This window comes from Streptomyces olivaceus, assembly GCF_000721235.1.
In the GTDB taxonomy this organism is placed as follows: Bacteria; Actinomycetota; Actinomycetes; order Streptomycetales; family Streptomycetaceae; genus Streptomyces; species Streptomyces olivaceus.
Map to the genome: position 1 here is coordinate 190575 of NZ_JOFH01000020.1, position 19615 is coordinate 210189.

The 19615-nt window shown below is 72.7% G+C and carries 14 protein-coding genes; 6 read left to right on the top strand and 8 right to left on the bottom strand.

Annotation, left to right across the window (positions count from 1 at the left end; translation table 11 throughout):
* Positions 1 to 112: 112 nt before the first annotated feature.
* Together IG94_RS0123070 and IG94_RS0123075 are read right to left on the bottom strand one after the other, a co-directional pair.
* A complete protein-coding gene (locus IG94_RS0123070) occupies positions 113 to 1324 on the bottom strand; it encodes an ROK family transcriptional regulator (protein WP_031040261.1) in 1212 nt (403 codons plus the stop codon).
* 172 nt (positions 1325 to 1496) lie between these two features.
* A complete protein-coding gene (locus IG94_RS0123075) occupies positions 1497 to 2588 on the bottom strand; it encodes a mechanosensitive ion channel family protein (RefSeq protein ID WP_031040264.1) in 1092 nt (363 codons plus the stop codon).
* Positions 2589 to 2912: 324 nt separating this feature from the next.
* On the opposite strand from IG94_RS0123075, the gene IG94_RS0123080 reads away from it, so the two are divergent.
* Positions 2913 to 3449 (top strand): HNH endonuclease, encoded by a 537-nt coding sequence (locus IG94_RS0123080; protein ID WP_031040267.1) that lies wholly within the window; start codon positions 2913 to 2915, stop codon positions 3447 to 3449.
* A 27-nt stretch (positions 3450 to 3476) separates the two neighbouring features.
* On the opposite strand, the gene IG94_RS0123085 is transcribed toward IG94_RS0123080, so the two are convergent.
* Together IG94_RS0123085 and IG94_RS0123090 are read right to left on the bottom strand one after the other, a co-directional pair.
* Positions 3477 to 4061, bottom strand: a complete 585-nt coding sequence (locus IG94_RS0123085; RefSeq protein ID WP_031040270.1) for a Uma2 family endonuclease — start codon at positions 4059 to 4061, stop codon at positions 3477 to 3479.
* Entirely contained in the window at positions 4045 to 4764 is a 720-nt protein-coding gene (locus IG94_RS0123090; RefSeq protein ID WP_078892394.1) for a class I SAM-dependent methyltransferase, read from the bottom strand. Before IG94_RS0123090 ends, IG94_RS0123085 begins: the two co-directional genes overlap by 17 nt.
* A gap of 363 nt (positions 4765 to 5127) precedes the next feature.
* On the opposite strand from IG94_RS0123090, the gene IG94_RS0123095 reads away from it, so the two are divergent.
* The 4 genes from IG94_RS0123095 (at position 5128) to IG94_RS0123110 (ending at position 10759) form a co-directional block, all read left to right on the top strand.
* On the top strand, positions 5128 to 7689 hold the full coding sequence (locus IG94_RS0123095) for a carbohydrate-binding protein (RefSeq protein WP_157852300.1): 2562 nt from the start codon (positions 5128 to 5130) through the stop codon (positions 7687 to 7689).
* Between the two features lie 252 nt (positions 7690 to 7941).
* Entirely contained in the window at positions 7942 to 8247 is a 306-nt protein-coding gene (locus tag IG94_RS0123100; protein ID WP_031040278.1) for a hypothetical protein, read from the top strand.
* Between the two features lie 9 nt (positions 8248 to 8256).
* A complete protein-coding gene (malQ, locus tag IG94_RS0123105) occupies positions 8257 to 10395 on the top strand; it encodes a 4-alpha-glucanotransferase (protein WP_031040279.1) in 2139 nt (712 codons plus the stop codon).
* Between the two features lie 73 nt (positions 10396 to 10468).
* Complete coding sequence (locus IG94_RS0123110) at positions 10469 to 10759, top strand: hypothetical protein (protein WP_031040283.1); 291 nt, start codon at positions 10469 to 10471, stop codon at positions 10757 to 10759.
* A gap of 114 nt (positions 10760 to 10873) precedes the next feature.
* Here IG94_RS0123110 and IG94_RS0123115 read toward each other — a convergent pair whose 3' ends face one another.
* Positions 10874 to 11407 (bottom strand): MarR family winged helix-turn-helix transcriptional regulator, encoded by a 534-nt coding sequence (locus IG94_RS0123115; protein WP_031040285.1) that lies wholly within the window; start codon positions 11405 to 11407, stop codon positions 10874 to 10876.
* Between the two features lie 116 nt (positions 11408 to 11523).
* Positions 11524 to 14097 (bottom strand): aminopeptidase N, encoded by a 2574-nt coding sequence (gene pepN, locus IG94_RS0123120; protein ID WP_031040287.1) that lies wholly within the window; start codon positions 14095 to 14097, stop codon positions 11524 to 11526.
* Between the two features lie 112 nt (positions 14098 to 14209).
* Between pepN and IG94_RS0123125 the strand changes: the two genes are divergently transcribed.
* Positions 14210 to 14686, top strand: coding sequence for a DUF1203 domain-containing protein (locus IG94_RS0123125; protein ID WP_031040289.1), 477 nt, complete (start codon positions 14210 to 14212; stop codon positions 14684 to 14686).
* Between the two features lie 7 nt (positions 14687 to 14693).
* On the opposite strand, the gene IG94_RS0123130 is transcribed toward IG94_RS0123125, so the two are convergent.
* Together IG94_RS0123130 and IG94_RS0123135 are read right to left on the bottom strand one after the other, a co-directional pair.
* A complete protein-coding gene (locus tag IG94_RS0123130; RefSeq protein WP_031040291.1) occupies positions 14694 to 15710 on the bottom strand; it encodes an aspartate-semialdehyde dehydrogenase in 1017 nt (338 codons plus the stop codon).
* A gap of 366 nt (positions 15711 to 16076) precedes the next feature.
* The gene (locus IG94_RS0123135) at positions 16077 to 19376 is read right to left on the bottom strand and encodes a S8 family serine peptidase (protein ID WP_031040293.1); all 3300 of its coding nucleotides are present in this window, start codon (positions 19374 to 19376) and stop codon (positions 16077 to 16079) included.
* Positions 19377 to 19615: the final 239 nt, after the last annotated feature.

Consider the following 19615-nt stretch of genomic DNA (forward strand, 5'->3'; position numbering starts at 1 on the left):
CCTGGAGTGGGTGGGCGCGTGCAGTGGGTGGGGCGCCTGGAGTGGGTGGGGCGCGTCGAGTGGTTGGGGTGATCGATCGGGATGGCGCAGGGTGATCGGGGTGGCGCGGGGGTCAGCGCGAGGTGTCGAAGACCTCGTCGCGGGTGGTCGCGAGCGCGCTCTCCAGTGCGCCGCGCAGGACGGGGTGCTCGGTCACGTCACCGACGACGAGCCGGGGCCGGGAGGCGGCCAGTTCCTCCAGCTCGTCCCGGACCAGGTCGCGCAGCGCCTCGCCGCCGGCGACGAGCGAGGTGCCGCTGAGGACCACCAGCTCGGGGTCGAGCACGGAGACGAGGGAGGCGAGGCCGGTGGCCAGGCGGGTGGCGTAGGTCTGGAGCAGCCGGCGGTGCGGGTCGTCCCCCGTCCGGGCGGCGCGGGCGACCAGGGCGGCGGCGACCTCCGGGTACGGCCCCGAGGGCACGTCGGTGACGCCCACCTCCCGGGCCAGTCCCGCCAGGGCCTGGGAACCGGCCAGCTCCTGGAAGCCGCCGCTGCCGGTGCGGCTGACCTTGCGGACCAGCGGGGCGCCCGGGACCGGCAGAAAGCCGACCTCGCCCGCGCCGCCGGTCCAGCCGCGGTGCAGCCGGCCGCCGAGGACCAGGGCGGCGCCCAGGCCCTCCTGGTTCCACAGCAGCACGAAGTCCTCGTGGCCCCGGGCCGCGCCGAGACGCTGTTCGGCCACGGCGGCGAGGTTCACGTCGTTCTCGTACCCGACCGGCATCGGCAGGGCGGCGGCGAGTTCGTCGAGGAGGGCGGGGGAGTGCCAGCCGGGCAGGTGTGAGGCGTAGCGCAGCCGTCCGGTGCCCGGGTCGAAGGCGCCCGGGGTGCCGACGACGAGGCGGTGCACGTCGGACCGGGCGAGTCCGGCCGCCTTCACCGCGCCGTCGAGGGCGTCGGTGACCTGCTGGACGACGGGGACGGCGGGGCGCCTGCCCGGGGTGGGCAGCTCGTACCGGCCGACCGTGCGCCCGGTGACGTCGGCGACCGCGGCGAGGACGCGGGCCGGGGTGACGTCGAGTCCGGCGGCGTACGCGGCGGCGGGGTTGACCTCGTAGAGCTGGGCGCCGGGCCCGGGGCGCCCCTCGGTCGTGCCCCCGGCCAGCACCAGCCCGGCCGCCTCAAGCCGGGCCAGCAGCTGCGAGGCGGTCGGCTTGGACAGCCCGGTCAGCTTGCCGATCCGGGTCCGGGAGAGCGGCCCGTGCTCCAGGAGCAGGTCGAGCGCCGCCCGGTCGTTCATGGCGCGCAGGACGCGCGGGGTGCCCGGCGTACCGGCGGTTGCTGCCATGCGTGTCCCCACCTGCCTCTCGGCCGCTCAGCTTTTCACGGAGTGTCCGCTCCGGCGACTGTTAGGAAAGTTTCCTGTTGGCTGAGAAACGTAGGCCGCCAGTGGGGGGCCGTCAAGAGTGGGCCCCCGAGGCAACGCACTCGTTACCCGAGGGCCTTTTCGGAGTCCCGGCCTACTTGGCGGTGCTGGGCGGCGGGATCGGGGACGCCGCGACCGACTGGGGCGACACGGAGCTGGCGTACGCCGACGGCGCCGCGACCCCCGCCGCGGGGTCGGCGGCGGCCGGGGCGCCCTCCAGCGGGACCGTCGCGCCGCCGACGATCGCGATGCCGGCCGCGTCGAAGGCCCGCTTGATCCGCCAGCGCAGCTCGCGCTCGACGGTGAGGGCCTTGCCGGGCATGGTCTTCGCGGAGACCCGCACCACCATGGAGTCGAGCAGTACGGAGTCCAGACCGAGCGTCTCGATGGGCCCCCAGAGCATCTCGTTCCAGGGCTCCTCCTTGCTCATCCGCTCGCCGACCCCGGCGAGGGTCTCCTGCACCCTGTCCAGGTCCTCGTCCGAGCGGACGGTCACGTCCACGCCCGCCGTGGACCAGCCCTGGGAGAGATTGCCGATCCGCTTGATCTCGCCGTTGCGGACGTACCAGATCTCGCCGTCGGCGCCGCGCAGCTTGGTCACCCGCAGCCCGACCTCGATGACCTCGCCGGAGGCCACCCCCGCGTCGATGCTGTCGCCGACGCCGTACTGGTCCTCCAGGATCATGAAGACGCCGGACAGGAAGTCGGTGACCAGGTTGCGGGCGCCGAAGCCGATCGCCACACCGGCGACACCGGCGGAGGCCAGCAGCGGGGCGAGGTTGATCTGGAAGGTGCCGAGGACCATCAGGGCGGCGGTGCCGAGGATGAGGAAGCTGGCCACCGAGCGCAGCACGGACCCTATGGCCTCCGACCGCTGCCGGCGCCGCTCCGCGTTGACGAGCAGTCCGCTCAGCGCGGTGCCGCCACCGGTCGTGGCCCTGCGGTTCATCCGCTCTATCAGCTTGGTGATGGCCCGCCGCACCACGGCCCGCAGCACCACCGCGATCACCACGATCAGCAGCACCCGCAGCCCGATCGCGAGCCAGGTCGACCAGTTCTCCTCGACCCAGCCCGCGGCGTTGTTCGCATGGTCCTGGGCGTCCTGGAGCGTGGGCACCTCGGGGGCCGACGGCGACGGCGTGGGCGACGGAACGGCGGCCGAGGGGTCGGCGGCGGACAGGGACACGGCGGACACGGCGGATACCTCCAAATGCGGCAGCCCGTCCTGCGCGGCCCGGTGCGAGGTCCGGTCCAAGGTCACGGAAAGGTCACCGGACGGGCAGGAGCACCACACTAACGGGGCACCGGGCGCCCTTCGGCCCGAAACGGGCGGAGGAGACGGTCCTCACCGCACTCGGACTGGTCACGCCCCCGAGGCCGCGGCCCGTGTGTTCGAAAACACTCCCAGCCCGTTACCGGGACATGGTGGCGCTACGACCAGCCATGAGGGGAGACTGAACCAGATCGTCCCGGCGCGAGCCACGCGCCGCCGACGCCCAAGGAGGCACCCGTGCCGCATGTCCTGGTCCTCAACGCGTCGTACGAGCCGCTCGGCGTCGTACCGCTCCGCCGCGCGCTCGTCCTCGTCCTGGAGAACAAGGCAGTCTCCCTGGAGGAGTCCGGCGCCTTCCTGCACAGCGCTACCGTCACCGTGCCCGCACCCAGCGTGGTCCGGCTCAAGCGGTTCGTACGGGTGCCCTACCGGGGTCCCGTCCCGCTCACCCGCCGTGCCCTCTTCGCCCGCGACGGGGGCCGCTGCATGTACTGCGGCGCCGTCGCCACCAGCGTCGACCACGTCATCCCGCGCAGCCGCGGGGGCCTGCACGCGTGGGAGAACGTGGTGGCGTCCTGCCGCCGCTGCAACCACGTCAAGGCCGACCGCCACCTGGTCGAACTGGGCTGGCGCCTGCGCCACAAACCGGCCCCGCCGACGGGCCTGGCCTGGCGCATCATCGGCACGGGCCACCGGGACCCACGCTGGTTGCCGTACTTGCAGCCGTACGGCGCGGAGGACGCCATGGCCCGGATCGACGGCATTCCCGCCTGACGCTCCGGGGCCTCCACCTGCTCCGGGTCAGCGCACCCAGTTCTTCAGCGGCTCGGTGTCCAGCGCGATCCCGACCGGTTCGGGCAGCGCGACCTCCTTGCCGAAGGGCAGCGTCTGTACCGTCTCGTACTGTCCCCCGTCCGGACGGCTGTGCACCTTGATCTCGCAGGTGTCCCGGTCGATCAGCAGGTACACCGGGATGCCCGTCTCGGCATAGGCCCGGGGCTTGTCGACCCGGTCACGCCGGTCGGTGTCGGAGTCGTACGAGGTCACCTCGACGACCATGAGGACTGGTGCAGCGTCGGCCCATTCGCCCTGGCCCACAAAGGCTTCTGCCGGGGCCAGTGAGCCGTCCGGCCGGGCGCGCCCGCCCCGGTATGCCTCGACCATCAGTCCCTGCGTCGGATCCAGCCACAGGTCGGGCCGGTGCTGCATACAGATACGCGTCAGCCACTGGATGACACGTCCGTGGTCGCCGTCAGGCACGGCCTTCCCCCCGAGATGTCCGCTGATGAACTCGAGCCGTGCGCCTTCTATGCTCCGCTCGGCATGGCGTGCGAGTTCTTCGAACTCTGTGACGAGCATCTGCGGCCTGTCAGCGGTCACGGTCACAAGGCTCCTCCGGGTCTGCGGGGGTCCACACGCCCAGCCTAGATGAGACGCGGTTTGTCCATGTGAGCGTGTAGCGCCAGAAGAGGCGGCGGTGGAGGCGGGCGCCGGGCAGGGTGGCGCGGGCCGCTTCGGTGATGTCGGTGAAGGGCATGTCGGCCGGTCGGGTCCGGGCGGTCATGGAGGCGGGGCGGGGTGCCCTCCGGGGTCTGTTCTTGAGCCACCCTGCGGCGGCGTTCAGGGGCGCGGCGATCGCGCCGAGTGCGTGGTCCGTGAGGGTCGCGGGGCGGTAGAGGCCGACGACGACCAAGGTGCCGCCGGGAGCCAGGCGGCTGCGGAAGGCGTGCAAGGTCTCGGTGAACGGCAGGTGGTGGAGGGTCGCTACGCAGGTGATGACGTCGAAGGGGCCTGCGGGTAGCTCGGTCGCGGCGTCCATGACCGTGAACGAGGTGCGCGTCGGCTCGGGGGTCAGCGCGCGTGCCCGTGCGGTGATCGCGGGATCGGAGTCGACGCCCAGGACGTGATCGGCGCGGGTGGCCAGGAGGCGGGCCAGGTCGCCGGTGCCCGATCCGACGTCCAGCGCGCTGCCGAAGCGGCGGGGGAGTTGCCGCAGGATCCAGCGGTGGTAGTGGGCGTTGTGGTCCCAGGGGTGGGCGGCGTTGAAGCGATCGAGTGCCTGGAGTGCCCGGCGCGGTGACGGCCTCATGCGACTTCCTCCGTGAGTACTTCCGACTTCCGACTGCCCTGCAGTGGCGTGATCGCCGCCGCCCTGCTGTCCACCACCGCAGTGGGGTGACCGACTGTCATTCATATACGTGGACATCTTCCCCTGTTATGAGTGTTGACCCTGCGAGACGCCTCGCAGCACACTGAGCTACGCCCGCCTCTCGGTGGGTGAACGGCCTCCACGCACCCCACGGGTGCGGTCACCGCACTGGCGCCACATCTGCACCGTGCGCGGCCTCCACGCGTTCTTCCCGCACCTCGGCGACGTACGCACCGCCGCTCTGCCTCCGCCGCGCGCGTTCCGCTGCCCTGCATCGAGTCTGCACCGAGACGAGGAGCACTCATGACCGGATTCAGTCGTCGTGGTTTCATCCGGGCCGCCGGGGTCGGGTCCGCCGCGCTGGCCCTGCCGTTGGCCGGCGCGGCGGGCGTGGCCAGGGCAGGCGCGGGGACGGGGGCGGAGGAGGCCGGGCCGACGGCGTTGCGGGGGGCCGTGCACGCGTCGGGGGACTGGGAGGTGACCGCGACCGTCCTGGGCTGGAGCTTCGGCGGTTCGCTCGGCTCGGCCGCGACCGGCATCGCCACCCGGACGGGGTCGGACGCGGTGGGCGCGTACAGGGAGACCACGTTCACCTTCGCGTCGGGTGCGCGGAAGGGCGGCGTCCGCGTCTACGACGCCGCGTCCTGCGTCGTGTTCACCGATACCCGCGTCCGCGCCGGTGCCAACTCCGGGCCGTTCCCCACGTTCACGCGGTACCCGAGACTCGGCCATCAGCTGAGCCACCGGGAGTGCTTCGGGAAGTTCCAGTTCAACTCCTTCGGGAGTGCGGCGGACAGTCCCTGGGTGTACTTCGACGACTCGGGCAACGCCTTTCTGCTCTCGGCGGCCGACCAGTTCCAGGACACGCGGACCACGCAGGCGGCAGACGGTTCCCTCGCGGTCGGTGTGATCGACACCGTCGGCACGCTGCCCGCCGGGTACACACGCAAGACCATCCTGTCGGTCAAGGCCGGCATCGGCGCCGTCCACCGCGCATGGGGCACCGCGCTGACCCGGCTCGCGGGCAAGACCACGCCGGCCAACGACACGGGCGTCATCCTCGACACACTCGGCTACTGGACCGACAACGGCGCCGACTACTACTACAAGTTCGACGAGTCGAAGGGCTACGCGGGCACCCTGCTCGCCGTCCGTGACGAGTGGGCCGCCCAGAAGATCCCCATGGGGTACATGCAGCTCGACAGCTGGTGGTACCCCAAGGGTCCCGACGGCAAGTGGGACGCCCTCGACCACGGCACCTCGGTGTACGAGGCGGAGAAGACGCTGTTCCCGAACGGACTGGCCGCGTTCCGGAAGGAGTTGGGCAAGCCGCTCGTCACCCATGCCCGGTGGATGGACGAGACGAGTCCGTACCACGGGCAGTACGACTTCTCGAACAACGTTGTCATCGACCCGGAGTTCTGGCAGGGCGTCATGAAGTACCTGCGCGAGGGCGGCGTCACCGTCTTCGAGCAGGACTGGCTCTGCACCAAGGCCAAGCCCGCCGACACCAACCTCACCGACGCCGACGCGTTCTTCGACCACATGGCCCGGTACTCGGCGGCCGAGGGCATCGACCTCCAGTACTGCATGGCCCTGCCGCGCGACTACCTCCAGACCACCCGCTACCCCCACCTGACGACGATCCGGGTCAGCGACGACCGCTTCGACCGGCCCAAGTGGGACATGTTCCTCTACGACTCGCAGCTCGCGGGCGCGCTCAGCGTGTGGCCCTGGGTGGACGTGTTCCTGAGCGGCGAGACGAACAACCTGCTGCTGGCGAACCTGTCGGCGGGGCCGGTCGGCGTCGGGGACGCGCTCGGCAAGGTGAGCGCGGTCAATCTGGCGAAGGTGGCACGGCCCGACGGGGTGCTCGTCAAACCCGACGTGCCGATCGTCCCCACCGACGCGACCTACGTCGGAGAGGCGGCCGGAAAGCTGCCCGCCATGGTCGCCTCCACCCACGTCGCCCACGCCACGGGACTCACCTACCGCTACGTCTTCGCCTACGCCCGGCAGTCCCGGGAGCCGCAGCGGCTCTACCAGGCCGAGGACGCGACCCTGTCCGGAGCGGTCGTCGGCACCGACCAGTCCGGCTACACCGGCAGCGGCTTCGCCGACTTCCAGAATCCCGACGGCGACTACGTGGAGTGGACGGTGCAGGCGCCCGCGGCCGGCACGTACACCCTCCAGTTCCGCTACGCCAACGCCTCCTTCACCGACCGCCCGCTCGCCGTGTCGGTGAACGGCGCCGCCGCCCGCACCCTGTCGTTCCCGTCGACCGGCTGGTGGAACGCGTGGAGCGTCGTGGGGCTGACCGCGACCCTCGCCGAAGGCGCGAACACCGTCCGCGCGACCGCCACCGGGGCGAGCGGCGGCAACATCGACTGGCTCGGCGTCACGCAGGGCGCCGTGCCGACCGGCATGTCCCAGAGCGTCTCCTTCTCCCTGGCCTCCCTTGGCGTGGGCGGACCGGCGTACGTCTACGACTACTACGCCGGGAGCGGTACCCGGGTCGCGGCGGGCGGCAGCGTCGAGGCCACCGTCGGCGACGGGACGTACTGGGTCGTGGCCCCGGCGGGGCCGTCCGGGATCGCCTTCCTCGGCGACGCCGGGAAGTTCGTCGGGCACGGCCGGAAGCGCGTCGTGCACCTCGGCGACGACGGGGCCGTGCACGCCACGATCGCCTTCGCCGCCGGCGAGGGCCCGGTCACCCTGCACGGCCACGCGCCGCGCAAACCGGCCGTCACCGCCACCGGGGGACGCGTCGGCGCCGTCACCCACGACACCGCGTCCGGCCTCTTCACCGTCTCCGTCTCCGTCAGCGGCACCGGTCGGGAGGCCGTCGTCACCCTCGCCCCCTGAGTCCCCACCCGGTCCACCTCTCCCGGTGGGGTACCCGGCCGGTGCCCCACCGGGAGAGGTCGTGCGGCCGATGCCCCACTGGGAGGAGACGTGTGACTCTCTGGCCCGTTTCGCGGGTATTTTGGACCCATGGAATGTGACCAGGGACACGTTGCCGATCTCAGGGGGCCTGCCTCGGCACCTTCTGGGTAGGGGCTGCCGTAACCCGCCGAAAACACACTCGGCACGACGAACGACCCCGAGGAGACTCCCATGGCTGCACTGGCACCCCTTCTGCTGCCGGCCCCCTCCAAACCCGTGGCGGAGCCGTCCACCCCCTGGGCGGAGCCCTCCGTCGCCTCCGACACCCCGCACTACTGCGTCTTCGGCGCCACCGGCAGCAGCGCGGAGACGCCGCTGACCAGCGAGCCCCCGCTGCCCGACGCCGAGCCCCTCACCAGCGAGTCGCCGTTCGCCGACGCCGTACCGCTGACCAGCGAGTCCTCGCCCGGACTCACGGCCGACGTGCCGGAGCAGGGCGGCCCCTCCTTCGCCGTCCCGGAACCCACGATGTCGTAGAGGTGGCAGATGCCCGCAGCCCGGCCGGACGACCACCCCACCGAGGGCCTTCCCGAAGACCTTCCCGAGGATCTGACCCGGCTCGCCGCGCTGCACGGCGTCGCCACCTCCTACTGCCCCGACCCGGACCGCACCGTCCCGGCCTCGGCCACCGCCGTCACCCACGCGCTGGCCGCCCTTGGCGTGGACACGCGCACCCCCGGAGCCGTACGGGCCGCGCTCGCCGCCCGTGAGACCGAGCTGCGCGAGCGCCTGCTGCCGCCCACCGTCGTTCTCTGGGGCGACGGCGGCACCCCCGCCGCCCTGGCGGCGCTGCCCGCCGGCACCCGGCTGCGCGTCGACACCGAGCAGGGCGAGCGACGTGAGGGGACCGGGCGGCTGCCGGACGACGGGACGGGGCCGCTGCCGGACGGCGTCCACCGGGTGACCGCCACCGCGCCCGACGGGCGCACCGCCGAGGCGCACCTCGTCGTCGCCCCGGCGCGGCTGCCCGCCCCCGCCGCCCGCTCCCACGGACTCCTCGTCCAGCTCTACTCCCTCCTCTCCCACCGCTCCTGGGGCATGGGCGACCTCGGCGACCTCGGCGAACTGGCCGGCTGGGCCGGACGCGCCCTCGGCGCCGGATTCGTGCAGGTCAACCCGTTGCACGCGGCCGTGCCAGGCGCCCCCACCGATCCGTCCCCCTACCGGCCCTCCTCCCGCCGCTTCCCCGACCCCGTGCACCTGCGCATCGAGGACGTGCCCGAGTCCGCCCACGTCACCGACCCCGAGCGGGCCCGCGCGCTGCGGGAGCGGGCGGCGCGGCTGCGGGAGGGGGTACTGGACAAGGGCGCCCTCATCGACCGGGACGCCGTGTGGGAGCTGAAACGGGACGCCCTCGAACTGCTCCACGAGGTCCCCCTCGGGCCCGGTCGCCGCGCCGCCTACTGCGACTACCTCGCCGAACAGGGCACCGCCCTGGAGGACCACGCCACCTGGTGCGCGCTGGCCGAGGTCCACGGCCCCGATTGGCACCGGTGGCCCGAAGGGCTGCGCGACCCCCGTTCGGCCGCCACCGAGCGCGCCCGCAGCGAGCTGATGGACCGCGTCGACTTCCACTCCCGCCTCACCTGGCTCACCGACACCCAGCTCACCGCCGCCCAGCGCACCGCCCGCGAGGCCGGCATGCCGGTCGGGATCGTCCACGACCTCGCCGTCGGCGTGCACCCGCGCGGCGCCGACTCCTGGGCCCAGCGGGAGTACTTCGCCGCGGGCACGTCGGTGGGCGCGCCGCCGGACGCCTTCAACGCCCGCGGCCAGGACTGGGGCCTGCCGCCCTGGCGCCCCGACCGGCTGGCGGAGGGCGGGTACGCGCCCTTCAGGGGGCTGCTGCGCGGTCTGTTCCGCTACGCCGGCGCGTTGCGCGTCGACCACGTCATGGGGCTGTTCCGGCTCTGGTGGGTCCCCGAGGGCCACCCGCCCACCGAGGGCACCTACGTCCACTACGACGCCGAGGCCATGCTCGCCGTCCTCGTCCTGGAGGCCGCCCGGGCCGGTGCCGTGGTCGTCGGCGAGGACCTGGGCACCGTGGAGCCCGGCGTGCGCGAGGCGCTGCGCGAGCGCGGGGTGCTCGGCACGTCCGTGCTCTGGTTCGAGCGGGACTGGACCGGCGACGGCCGTCCGCTGCCGCCCGAACGCTGGCGCGCCGACTGCCTGGCCACCGCCACCACCCACGACCTGCCCCCCACCGCCGCCCGCCTCACCGGCGAGCACGTCGAACTCCGCGACCGCCTCGGCCTGCTGGCCCGCCCGCTGGAGGAGGAACGCGCCGCGGCGTCGGCGGACATCGCCGAGTGGCTGGACGTCCTGGCCCGGCTCGGCCTGCTGCACGGCACCGGCGGCGGCACCGGAACCCCCGCCGAGGAGGCGGAGATCCAGGCCGTGCACCGCTTCCTGCTGCGCACGCCCGCCCGCATGGTCGGCGTCTGGCTCCCGGACGCCGTCGGCGACCGCCGCCCGCAGAACCTCCCCGGCACCTGGGACCAGTACCCGAACTGGCGGCTGCCCGTCGCCGACGCCGAGGGCCGCCCCGTGACCCTGGAGGACCTGGCCGCCTCGCCCCGACTGCACGCCCTGATGGACGCCGTACGGGAACGCGGCGACGGCTGAGAGGGGGCGCGCCCGGCCCCCGTACGGGCACCCCGGACGCGCGGGCCCGCGGGGCGTTCGCTAACTTTGCACCGTGGACAAGAAGAACGCCCTGCGCGCCGGCGCCCTGGCAGCCGGTACGACGCTGATGATGCTGCTCATGTCGTCCCCCGCGCTCGCGCTGACCCGCGACGACGGCGACGACCCCGGCACCGGCCTGAGCGTCGTCGAGACGCTGGGTCTCTACGTCCTGGCCCCGATCGCGCTGTTCGTGGTCATCGCGGGTCTGATCATGGTCCTGGACCGCTCGCACCCGGACCACAGGGTGACCAGCCCCAACACCAAGGCCAAGGCGGCCAGGCAGAAGGCCGGCGCGAAGGCCTGACCTTCGGGACCGGCCGCCTCGGCTCCCCCGAGGGCGCCGCCCCCACCGGACACCGGTGACGGGCGGCGCCTTCGGCGTGTCCGGGGACGCGCCCACCCGTGCGCCCGCGCCGGCTCAGTGCTCCGTCCCGGCGAGCAGGTCCCGCAGCAGGTCGGCCACCTGGGCGGCCTGCCGTGCGTCGAGCGCGGAGAGGGCCGCCGCCTGGACGGCGAGCCCCGCGCCGACCGCCTCGTCGATCAGTGCGAGGCCCCGGTCGGTGAGCGTGACCTGCAGTGCCCGGCGGTCGTGCGGGTCGGGGGAGCGGCGCAGCAGCCCGGCCCCCTCCAGCCTGTCCAGCCGCCCGGTCATGCCGCCGGTGGTGAGCATCAGCGTGGCCGACAGCTGCCGCGGCGAGAGCGTGTAGGGCTCCCCGGCCCGCCGCAGCGTCGCCAGCGCGTCGAACTCCCCGCGGGAGATCCCGAAGCGCGCGTACGCCGTCTCCATCCGGTCGCCCATCGCGCGCGCCAGCCGGAAGACACGGCCGAACACCTCCATGGCGGCCGTGTCCAGATCGGGCCGCACCCGCGCCCACTGGCCGACGATCGCGTCGACGGGGTCCTCGTGCCGCTCGGGGCGCTGTTCCGGAGACTGGCCGGGGCTGTCGGTCATGGCACGAGTATCGGCCACGCGCCCTGGCGCCCCGGCACACCGGACGGCGCCCCGCACACGGCAGGGGCGCCCGGACCACGCCGGGCGCCCCTGACACGTAGGGCCGGTCGTACGGGCTACGCCCCCGCCGCCTCGTCCGCCGCCTGGGCCTGAAGGGCGCGCTCGATGCCCGCGCGGGACTCCGAGACCAGGCGGCGCAGGGCCGCGGTCGGCCCGGCGGAGGCAAGCCAGGCGTCCGTGCGGTCCAGGGTCTCCCGGGAGACCTGCAGCGCCGGGTACAGGCCGACCGCGATCTGCTGGGCCATCTCGTGCGAACGGGACTCCCAGACACCCTTCAGCGCCTCGAAGTACCGCTCCGTGTACCCCGCCAGCAGCTCGCGCTGGTCGGTCTGGACGAAGCCGGCGATGACCGCCTCCTGCACGGCGTTCGGCAGCTTGTCGGAGTCGACGACCGACTCCCAGGCCTCCGCCTTGGCGGCCTCGGTCGGGCGGGCGGCGCGCGCGGTGGCCGCGTGGCGCTCGCCGGCGGCCGTCCTGTCCCGCTCGTACTCGGCGGCGATCTCCGAGCCGCCGAACCGGCCCACGGCCGCCAGGCGCTGCACGAACGTCCAGCGCAGCTCGGTGTCGACGGCCAGGCCCTCGATCGTCTGCGTGCCGTCGAGCAGCGCGTCGAGCAGGTCCAGCTGCTCCGGCGTCCTGGCCGTCGCCGCGAACGCCCGCGCCCACGCCAGCTGGTGGTCGCTGCCCGCCTCGGCCGCGCGCAGGTGCGCGAGCGTGGCCTCGGTCCAGCGGGTGAGCAGGGCCTCGCGGGAGGTCGGGGCGGCGTACTGGTCGACGGCCAGCTTCACCTGGCGGTGCAGGGACTGCACGACACCGATGTCGGACTCCTTGCCGATGCCGGACAGCACCAGCGACAGGTAGTCGCGGGTCGCCAGCTCCGCGTCCCGGGTCATGTCCCACGCCGACGCCCAGCACAGGGCGCGCGGCAGCGACTCGGCGAAGTCGCCGAGGTGCTCGGTGACGACCGCGAGCGACTGCTCGTCCAGGCGGACCTTCGCGTACGACAGGTCGTCGTCGTTCAGGAGCAGCACCGCCGGGCGGACCTTGCCCACCAGCTGCGGTACGGCGGTCAGTTCGCCGTCGACGTCCAGTTCGACGCGGTCGCCGCGCACCAGCTTGCCGTCCGCGTCGAGGTCGTAGCCGCCGATCGCGATGCGGTGGGGGCGCAGCGTCGGCTCGCCCTTCGCACCGGCGGGCAGGGCCGGGGCCTCCTGGCGGATGGCGAAGGAGGTGATGACACCGTCGGCGTCGGTCTCGATCTCCGGGCGCAGGACGTTGATGCCGGCCGTCTCCAGCCACGCCTTCGACCAGGTCTTCAGGTCGCGCCCCGAGGTCTCCTCCAGCGCGCCCAGCAGGTCGGACAGGCGCGTGTTGCCGAACGCGTGCCGCTTGAAGTACGCCTGCACGCCCTGGAAGAACGCGTCCTCACCGACGTACGCCACGAGCTGCTTGAGCACGCTCGCGCCCTTGGCGTACGTGATGCCGTCGAAGTTGACGAGCACGTCGTCCAGGTCGCTGATGTCCGCCATGATCGGGTGCGTGGACGGCAGCTGGTCCTGCCGGTACGCCCAGGTCTTCATCTGGTTGGCGAACGTCGTCCACGAGTGCGGCCACTTCGAACCGGGCGCGGCGGCCTGGCAGGCGGCCTCGGCGTAGGTGGCGAACGACTCGTTGAGCCACAGGTCGTTCCACCACTCCATGGTGACCAGGTCGCCGAACCACATGTGCGCCAGCTCGTGCAGGATCGTCGCCGCCCGCACCTCGTACGCGGCGTCCGTCACCTTCGAACGGAACACGTACTGGTCGCGGATGGTCACCGCACCCGCGTTCTCCATCGCGCCCGCGTTGAACTCCGGCACGAAGAGCTGGTCGTACTTCTTGAACGGGTACGCGTAGTCGAACTTCTCCTGGAACCAGTCGAAGCCCTGCCGGGTCACCGCGAAGATCGCGTCCGAGTCGAGGTGCTCGGCGAGCGAGGGGCGGCAGTAGATGCCGAGCGGGACGGACTGGCCGTTCTTCTCGTACACGCTGTGCACGGAGTGGTACGGGCCGACGATCAGGGCCGTGACGTACGACGAGATGCGCGGGGTCGGCTCGAAGACCCAGACGTTCTCCCGGGGCTCCGGGGTGGGCGAGTTGGAGATGACCGTCCAGCCCTCGGGTGCCTTGACGGTGAACTGGAACGTCGCCTTGAGGTCCGGCTGCTCGAAGCTCGCGAAGACGCGGCGCGCGTCGGGCACCTCGAACTGCGTGTAGAGGTACGCCTGGTCGTCGACCGGGTCGACGAAGCGGTGCAGGCCCTCTCCGGTGTTGGTGTACGCGCAGTCGGCGACCACCCGCAGGATGTTGCGGCCCGGCAGCAGCTCCGCGAGGGCGATGCGGGAGTCCTGGAACACCTCACCGGGGTCCAGGGCGTCGCCGTTCAGCGTCACCTCGTGGACCGCCGGCGCGACCAGGTCGATGAAGGACTCGCCGCCGGTCTCGGCGACCTCGAAGCGCACCGTGGTCACGGACCGGTAGGTGCCGCCCTCCTGCGCGCCGGTGAGGTCGAGATCGATCTCGTACGAGTCAACGGTCAGCAGCGTCGCCCGCTGCCGCGCCTCTTCGCGAGTCAGGTTTGTGCCAGGCACGCGGTCATCTCCTCGTTATGTGTGGGTTGCGCCATCCTTCCACGTGGCCCGCACCGAACGCGATGTCCATTACCCGCCGGTGCGCGGGCCGCGCGCGCGTGAGCATGGACCCATGAACGGTTGCACCGCACGCCCCGTCCCCCCGGCCGCCCTCGACGAACTCCGCGTATCCGACGACGCGGGCCGCGCCCCCGTCCCCCGCACCGACACCGAGGGCGGCGCGCCCCTGCGCTGCTGCCTGCGCCGCAGCCGCGCGGGCGAGCGCACCGCCCTGGTCTCCTATGCCCCGCTGCGCCGCTGGGCGGCCCGCGCGGGCGCCGATCCGGGCGCGTACGACGAGCAGGGGCCCGTCTTCATCCACGCCGAGCGGTGCGCGGGGCCGGACCCGGAGGACGGGCTCGCCTTCACTCACGCGCACCGCACCCTGCGCCGGTACTCCGCCGAAGGGCGCATCCTGGGCGGGCGCCTGGTCGAACCCGGCGGGTTCGGGCCCGCCCTCCGGGAAGCGTTCGACGACCCGGCCGTGGAGTTCGTCCACGTCCGGGCCGTCGAGTACGGCTGCTTCCTCTACGAGGTCACGAGGGGGTGACGGGCGGTCAGCCCTTCAGCTCCGCCGCCACCAGCTCCGCGATCTGCACCGCGTTCAGGGCCGCGCCCTTGCGCAGGTTGTCGTTGGAGACGAACAGGGCGAGGCCGTTCTCCACCGTCTCGTCCTGGCGGATGCGGCCCACGTACGACGGGTCCTGACCGGCCGCCTGCAGCGGGGTCGGCACCTCCGTGAGCGCGACGCCGGGGGCGCCGGCCAGCAGCTCCTTGGCGCGCTCCACACTCAGGGGGCGGGCGAACCGGGCGTTGATCTGCAGGGAGTGGCCGCTGAACACGGGCACGCGCACGCAGGTGCCGGAGACCTTCAGCTCCGGGATCTCCAGGATCTTGCGCGACTCGTTGCGGAGCTTCTGCTCCTCGTCCGTCTCGTGCAGACCGTCGTCCACGATCGAGCCGGCCAGCGGCAGCACGTTGTACGCGATCGGCGCCACGTACTTCTCCGGCTTCGGGAACTCGGCGGCCGAGCCGTCGTGGGTGAGCTTGGGCGCGTCCGCGCCGACCTTCTGCACCTGCTCGAACAGCTCGTCCACGCCGGCCAGGCCGGAGCCGGACACCGCCTGGTAGGTGGCGACGACGAGGGCTTCGAGGCCCGCCTCCGCGTGCAGCGGACGCAGGACCGGCATCGCGGCCATCGTGGTGCAGTTCGGGTTGGCGATGATGCCCTTGGGGCGGTCGGCGATCGCGTGCGGGTTCACCTCGGACACCACGAGCGGGACCTCGGGGTCGCGGCGCCAGGCCGAGGAGTTGTCGATCACGACCGGGCCCTGCGAGGCGACCTTTTCGGCCAGCGCCTTGGAGGTGGCGCCGCCCGCGGAGAACAGCACGATGTCCAGGCCGGAGTAGTCGGCGGTGGTCGCGTCCTCCACCGTCACACCGTCCAGCTCCTTGCCGGCGCTGCGCGCGGAGGCGAACAGGCGCAGCTCGGTGACCGGAAAGTCGCGCTCCGTGAGGATCCTGCGCATGACCGTGCCCACCTGACCGGTGGCTCCGACGATTCCGACCCTCACGGTGACTCCTTCTCCGTTCGTGCGCGTGTCTTCACGCGCGCTCTGCTCGGCCGAGACTTTTCCATCATGGGGCGAAGTCCGGCCCGCCTGTCCAATCCTTTGCGCGGTGTTCCCGCACGCCGGGACGCGGTGGCGCGGACGGGTGGCGCGGTCCTGCGGCGGTGAGGCGGGCCGTGCCGCAGATATTCACTCCGGCCGGGCCGCACGCCGCAAGCTGTGCTGTGGCGCCCCTGCCCACCCCTTCCCGGCCCACACGGCGGTGTGACGTACGCCTCGCGGCCCGCCACCCGAACGGTCAGGCCCCCGAACAGGTGAAAGGGCGGGCGCCCGGTACGGCGCGCCCGCCCCTTCCCGTACCGCACCGGACTACGGCACGACCTTGCCGATCCGTACGCTGCCCAGGCCCGCGACCGTGCCGTGGGCGTTGACCAGCTGGACCCGGCCGAAGAACTCGCGGCCCTCGGGAGCGGCGGCGAGCGCCGTGACGCTGCCCGTCACCTCCGCCGAAGCGCCCGTGCCGAGCTTCACCGTCGCCGAGCCGTCCACGGTCACCGAACCGAGGCCGGCGGAGAAGTACACGTCCCGGTAGTCGTACTCCGTGCTGCCCGCGGGCACCGAGTAGCCCGCGACCTCGACGGTGTACGTGCCGGCGGCCGGCTTCGCGAGGGAGACCGACTCCTCCGAGTCGCCGTCGGCGGACTGCCCGACGACCGCGCCGTCCTGGTCGTAGACCGTCAGGTCCAGGTCGGCGGCCGCGTCGGAGACGCCCCCGATGGAGACGTCCAGCGACTCGGCGCCCTCGGGCACCTCGACCGTGGAGGTCGCCGTCTCACCCTGGGCGAGGGACGGGCGGGACGACTCGGACGAGCCGAGCGGGCCGCCGACCAGCTTGCCCTCGATCGGGGCGTACCGGTTGGTCACCGTCCAGGAGGCGTCGGCCGGGGTGCCCGCCTGCGCCTCGGGCACGGTGACGACCTCCGGGTCGAAGGCCGCGCCGAGCACGGTGACGTCCAGCTCGTAGGGGTTGTCGAGCAGCGGCGAGGTGCGCCGTGCCTCGACCTCGATCTCCCAGACGCCGGGCTGCGGGTCGGCGTAGGAGCGCACGTCGGGGCGGCAGCCGTTGCCGTCGAGGTAGTTGTTGTAGCAGTACGGCGTGGAGGTGTTGTCGACCGGGACGCCGTACGGGTGGAGGGAGACGAACCGGGTCTGGCTCTCCCCCTTGAGGCCGCCGATCGCCACCTCCAGCGACTTCGCGCCCTCGGGGACGGTCACGAAGTACGACGTGGTGGCGTTGCGCAGCACCGAGCCCTTCGCGGAGAAGTCGTACTTCAGCGGGGCGGAGACGACCACCGTGGTCAGGACCTGCTGGTCGACGCCCTCGGTGCGCGGGTCGTCGACCTCCAGGATCGCGCTCTTGACGCCGGCGGAGCCGGGCCGCGCCTCGACCTCGACGGTCACCGGCTCGTTCAGCGGCAGCTTCACCTCGTCGCGGCCGACGATCCGGAAGGTGCGGCCCGCGTTGTTCTCGAAGTGCAGCTCGTGCCGGAGCGCCTTGTCGGCACCGGAGGTGCGCGTCAGCGTGATCTCGTACGTCTTCTTCTGCCCGGCCTTCAGGCCGCCCTCGCGGTCGTAGAGGCCGGTGCCGCGGCCCGGCGTCTCCAGGAACTCGTCGATCGCCGTGTCGACCGGCGCCTCGACCGTGTACTCGTGGGCGGTGGCGCCGCGCCGGATCGACTTCCAGGCGTCCGGGATGTTGATCAGGCCCGCGCCCTCCTCGTACGCCTGCACGCCCTTGATGTGGTCGGCGGTGGAGGTCAGCGCCGTGCGCAGCGTGGCCGGGGTGAGGTCGACGCGGGCCTGCTTCGCCGCCGACAGGAGCAGCGCCGAGGCGCCGGCGGCCTGCGGGGACGCCATCGAGGTGCCCTGGAGCATGCCGTAGCCGGCGGGCAGGTCGTAGCCGGCCTCGGGGACCGGGGCGCCGGGCATCCAGGTCTGGATGGAGTTGACCGCCGCGCCGGGCGCGGTCAGCGTCGGCGTGAAGCCGCCGTCCTCACGCGGGCCGCGCGAGGAGAACGGCATCATCTGGTACTTGGTCTTCACCGCGGAGCCGTAGTTGGCGGCCCAGGTCTCGCGGGAGATGGAGGCGCCGACGGAGATCACCTTGTCGGCGAGGCCCGGGTCGCCGATGGTGTTGGCGCCGGGGCCCGAGTTGCCCGCGGAGATGACGAGCTGCACGCCGTAGGTGTCGATGAGCCGCGTGTACAGCTCGGCACGGGCGTTGTTGCCGTCGTTGAGGGAGGGCAGGCCGCCGATCGACATGTTGACGATGTCGACTCCCCGGTCGACGACGAGGTCGATCATGCCCTCGGTGAGCGCGACGTTGGTGCAGCCGCCGCTCCAGGTGCACGCGCGGGAGGAGACGAGCTTCGCGCCGGGCGCGGCGCCGTCCATCCGGCCGCCGAACAGGCCGTGGGCCGCGGCGAGTCCGGCGACGTGCGTGCCGTGCTCGGACTCGATGACGCCGATGTTGACGAAGTCGGCCTTGTCGCCGGCCGAGTTGTGGACGACGTCCTTGCGGATCTCGACCACGAAGGGCTGGCGCTCGGCCACGTCCGTCTTCGGGTCGTCGGTGCCGAAGTACCCGACCTGGAAGCCGTCCTTGTAGGGCTTCATCGGCTTGTCGTCGGAGAAGTCGTGGTTGTTGTTCAGGTCGACGCGGACCGTCCCGGCATCCGCGTCGTACAGGACGCCCCAGGAGTCGGTGGTGTCGCCGTCCCGGTTGGCGTCGCCCGCCGCGTCACCGCCGGTGGTGTACGACTCCAGGAAGGTGCTGACCCGGTAGGAGCCCGCGGGCGCGGTCCACGTCTGTCCGCCGTAGGTGAAGGTGGGGCCCGAGACGGAGGTGGTCATCGGGCGCCAGGTCCGGTCGCCGTCGACGACCGGGTCGGTCGCGGTGACCCAGTCGACGATCTTGCGCTCGCCGGTGGTGGTCTTCTGCAGTGCCGGGTGGGCGAGGTCGACGCCCGAGTCGAGGATGCCGATGGTGACGCCGCGGCCGTCCGACTTCGGGTACTTCTTCACGAAGTCGACGGCGCCCGTCTCGAAGGACGGGTTGTACGGGTTCTCGGCGGGGGTCCGGCGGTCCGGCGCAGGGTAGGAACGGCCCTTGTGCGAGGCGCCCTTCGCCATGTCCGCGCTCGGCGTCGGGTCGTCCAGCTCGATCTCGTCGCGCAGGTCGATGCCGTGCACGGAGGAGAGCTTCGCGGCGGCGGCGATGGCCGCGTCGGCCTTGGCGGTGGGGACGGTGGCGCGGACGTAGCCCAGCTCGTCGTAGGTCCGGCCGACGGCGCCGCCGGGGACCGCGTCCAGTTCCTCGGCCACCTGCGCCGTCCGGCCCGGCGCGGTGGCGACCATCATCGTGACGTTCTGCTCGCCGTCGGCCTTCGCCGCGGCGAGCAGGTCGGCGTCGTGGGAACCGAGCTTGTCGTGCGCGGACTTCACGGAGGCGTCCGCGGGGACCGGGGGTGTGGTGGCCGGGCCGTCGGCGGCGAGGGCCACGGGGACGGGCCCGACCGCGGCGAGCGCGGCGACGAGGCCGGCGGTCAGGGCGATGCGGGCCGCGCGTCTCGCGCCGGGTATCGGTTCCCGCTGGGGGCTGTGGGTCATCGGCATCCCTTGTAGGTAAAGGAACGTATGGGTACGACCGAAGCCGATCGGTTCCGGTCGCGCCAGTCCGGAATCCGATCCCGGACGACCGCTCAGCTTTACGTAAGGGTTCACTGTTTGGGGAGAGTTGTCCGAGACGGGATGGGGGTGTGGCGTACTTCCGCCATACGCCATCGGGGACGCAAGGGGTGAGCCGGGACAATCCCGTGCACCGCGCCGTCGTCTCCGCCCGGCGGGCC

Coding starts and splice junctions, on each gene's coding strand:
- IG94_RS0123100 (WP_031040278.1), top strand. CDS start 7,942: ATGGCTGCACTGGCACCCCTTCTGCTGCCGGCCCCCTCCAAACCCGTG.
- IG94_RS0123095 (WP_157852300.1), top strand. CDS start 5,128: ATGACCGGATTCAGTCGTCGTGGTTTCATCCGGGCCGCCGGGGTCGGG.
- IG94_RS0123070 (WP_031040261.1), bottom strand. CDS start 1,324: ATGGCAGCAACCGCCGGTACGCCGGGCACCCCGCGCGTCCTGCGCGCC.
- malQ (WP_031040279.1), top strand. CDS start 8,257: ATGCCCGCAGCCCGGCCGGACGACCACCCCACCGAGGGCCTTCCCGAA.
- IG94_RS0123135 (WP_031040293.1), bottom strand. CDS start 19,376: ATGACCCACAGCCCCCAGCGGGAACCGATACCCGGCGCGAGACGCGCG.
- IG94_RS0123125 (WP_031040289.1), top strand. CDS start 14,210: ATGAACGGTTGCACCGCACGCCCCGTCCCCCCGGCCGCCCTCGACGAA.
- IG94_RS0123115 (WP_031040285.1), bottom strand. CDS start 11,407: ATGACCGACAGCCCCGGCCAGTCTCCGGAACAGCGCCCCGAGCGGCAC.
- IG94_RS0123090 (WP_078892394.1), bottom strand. CDS start 4,764: ATGAGGCCGTCACCGCGCCGGGCACTCCAGGCACTCGATCGCTTCAAC.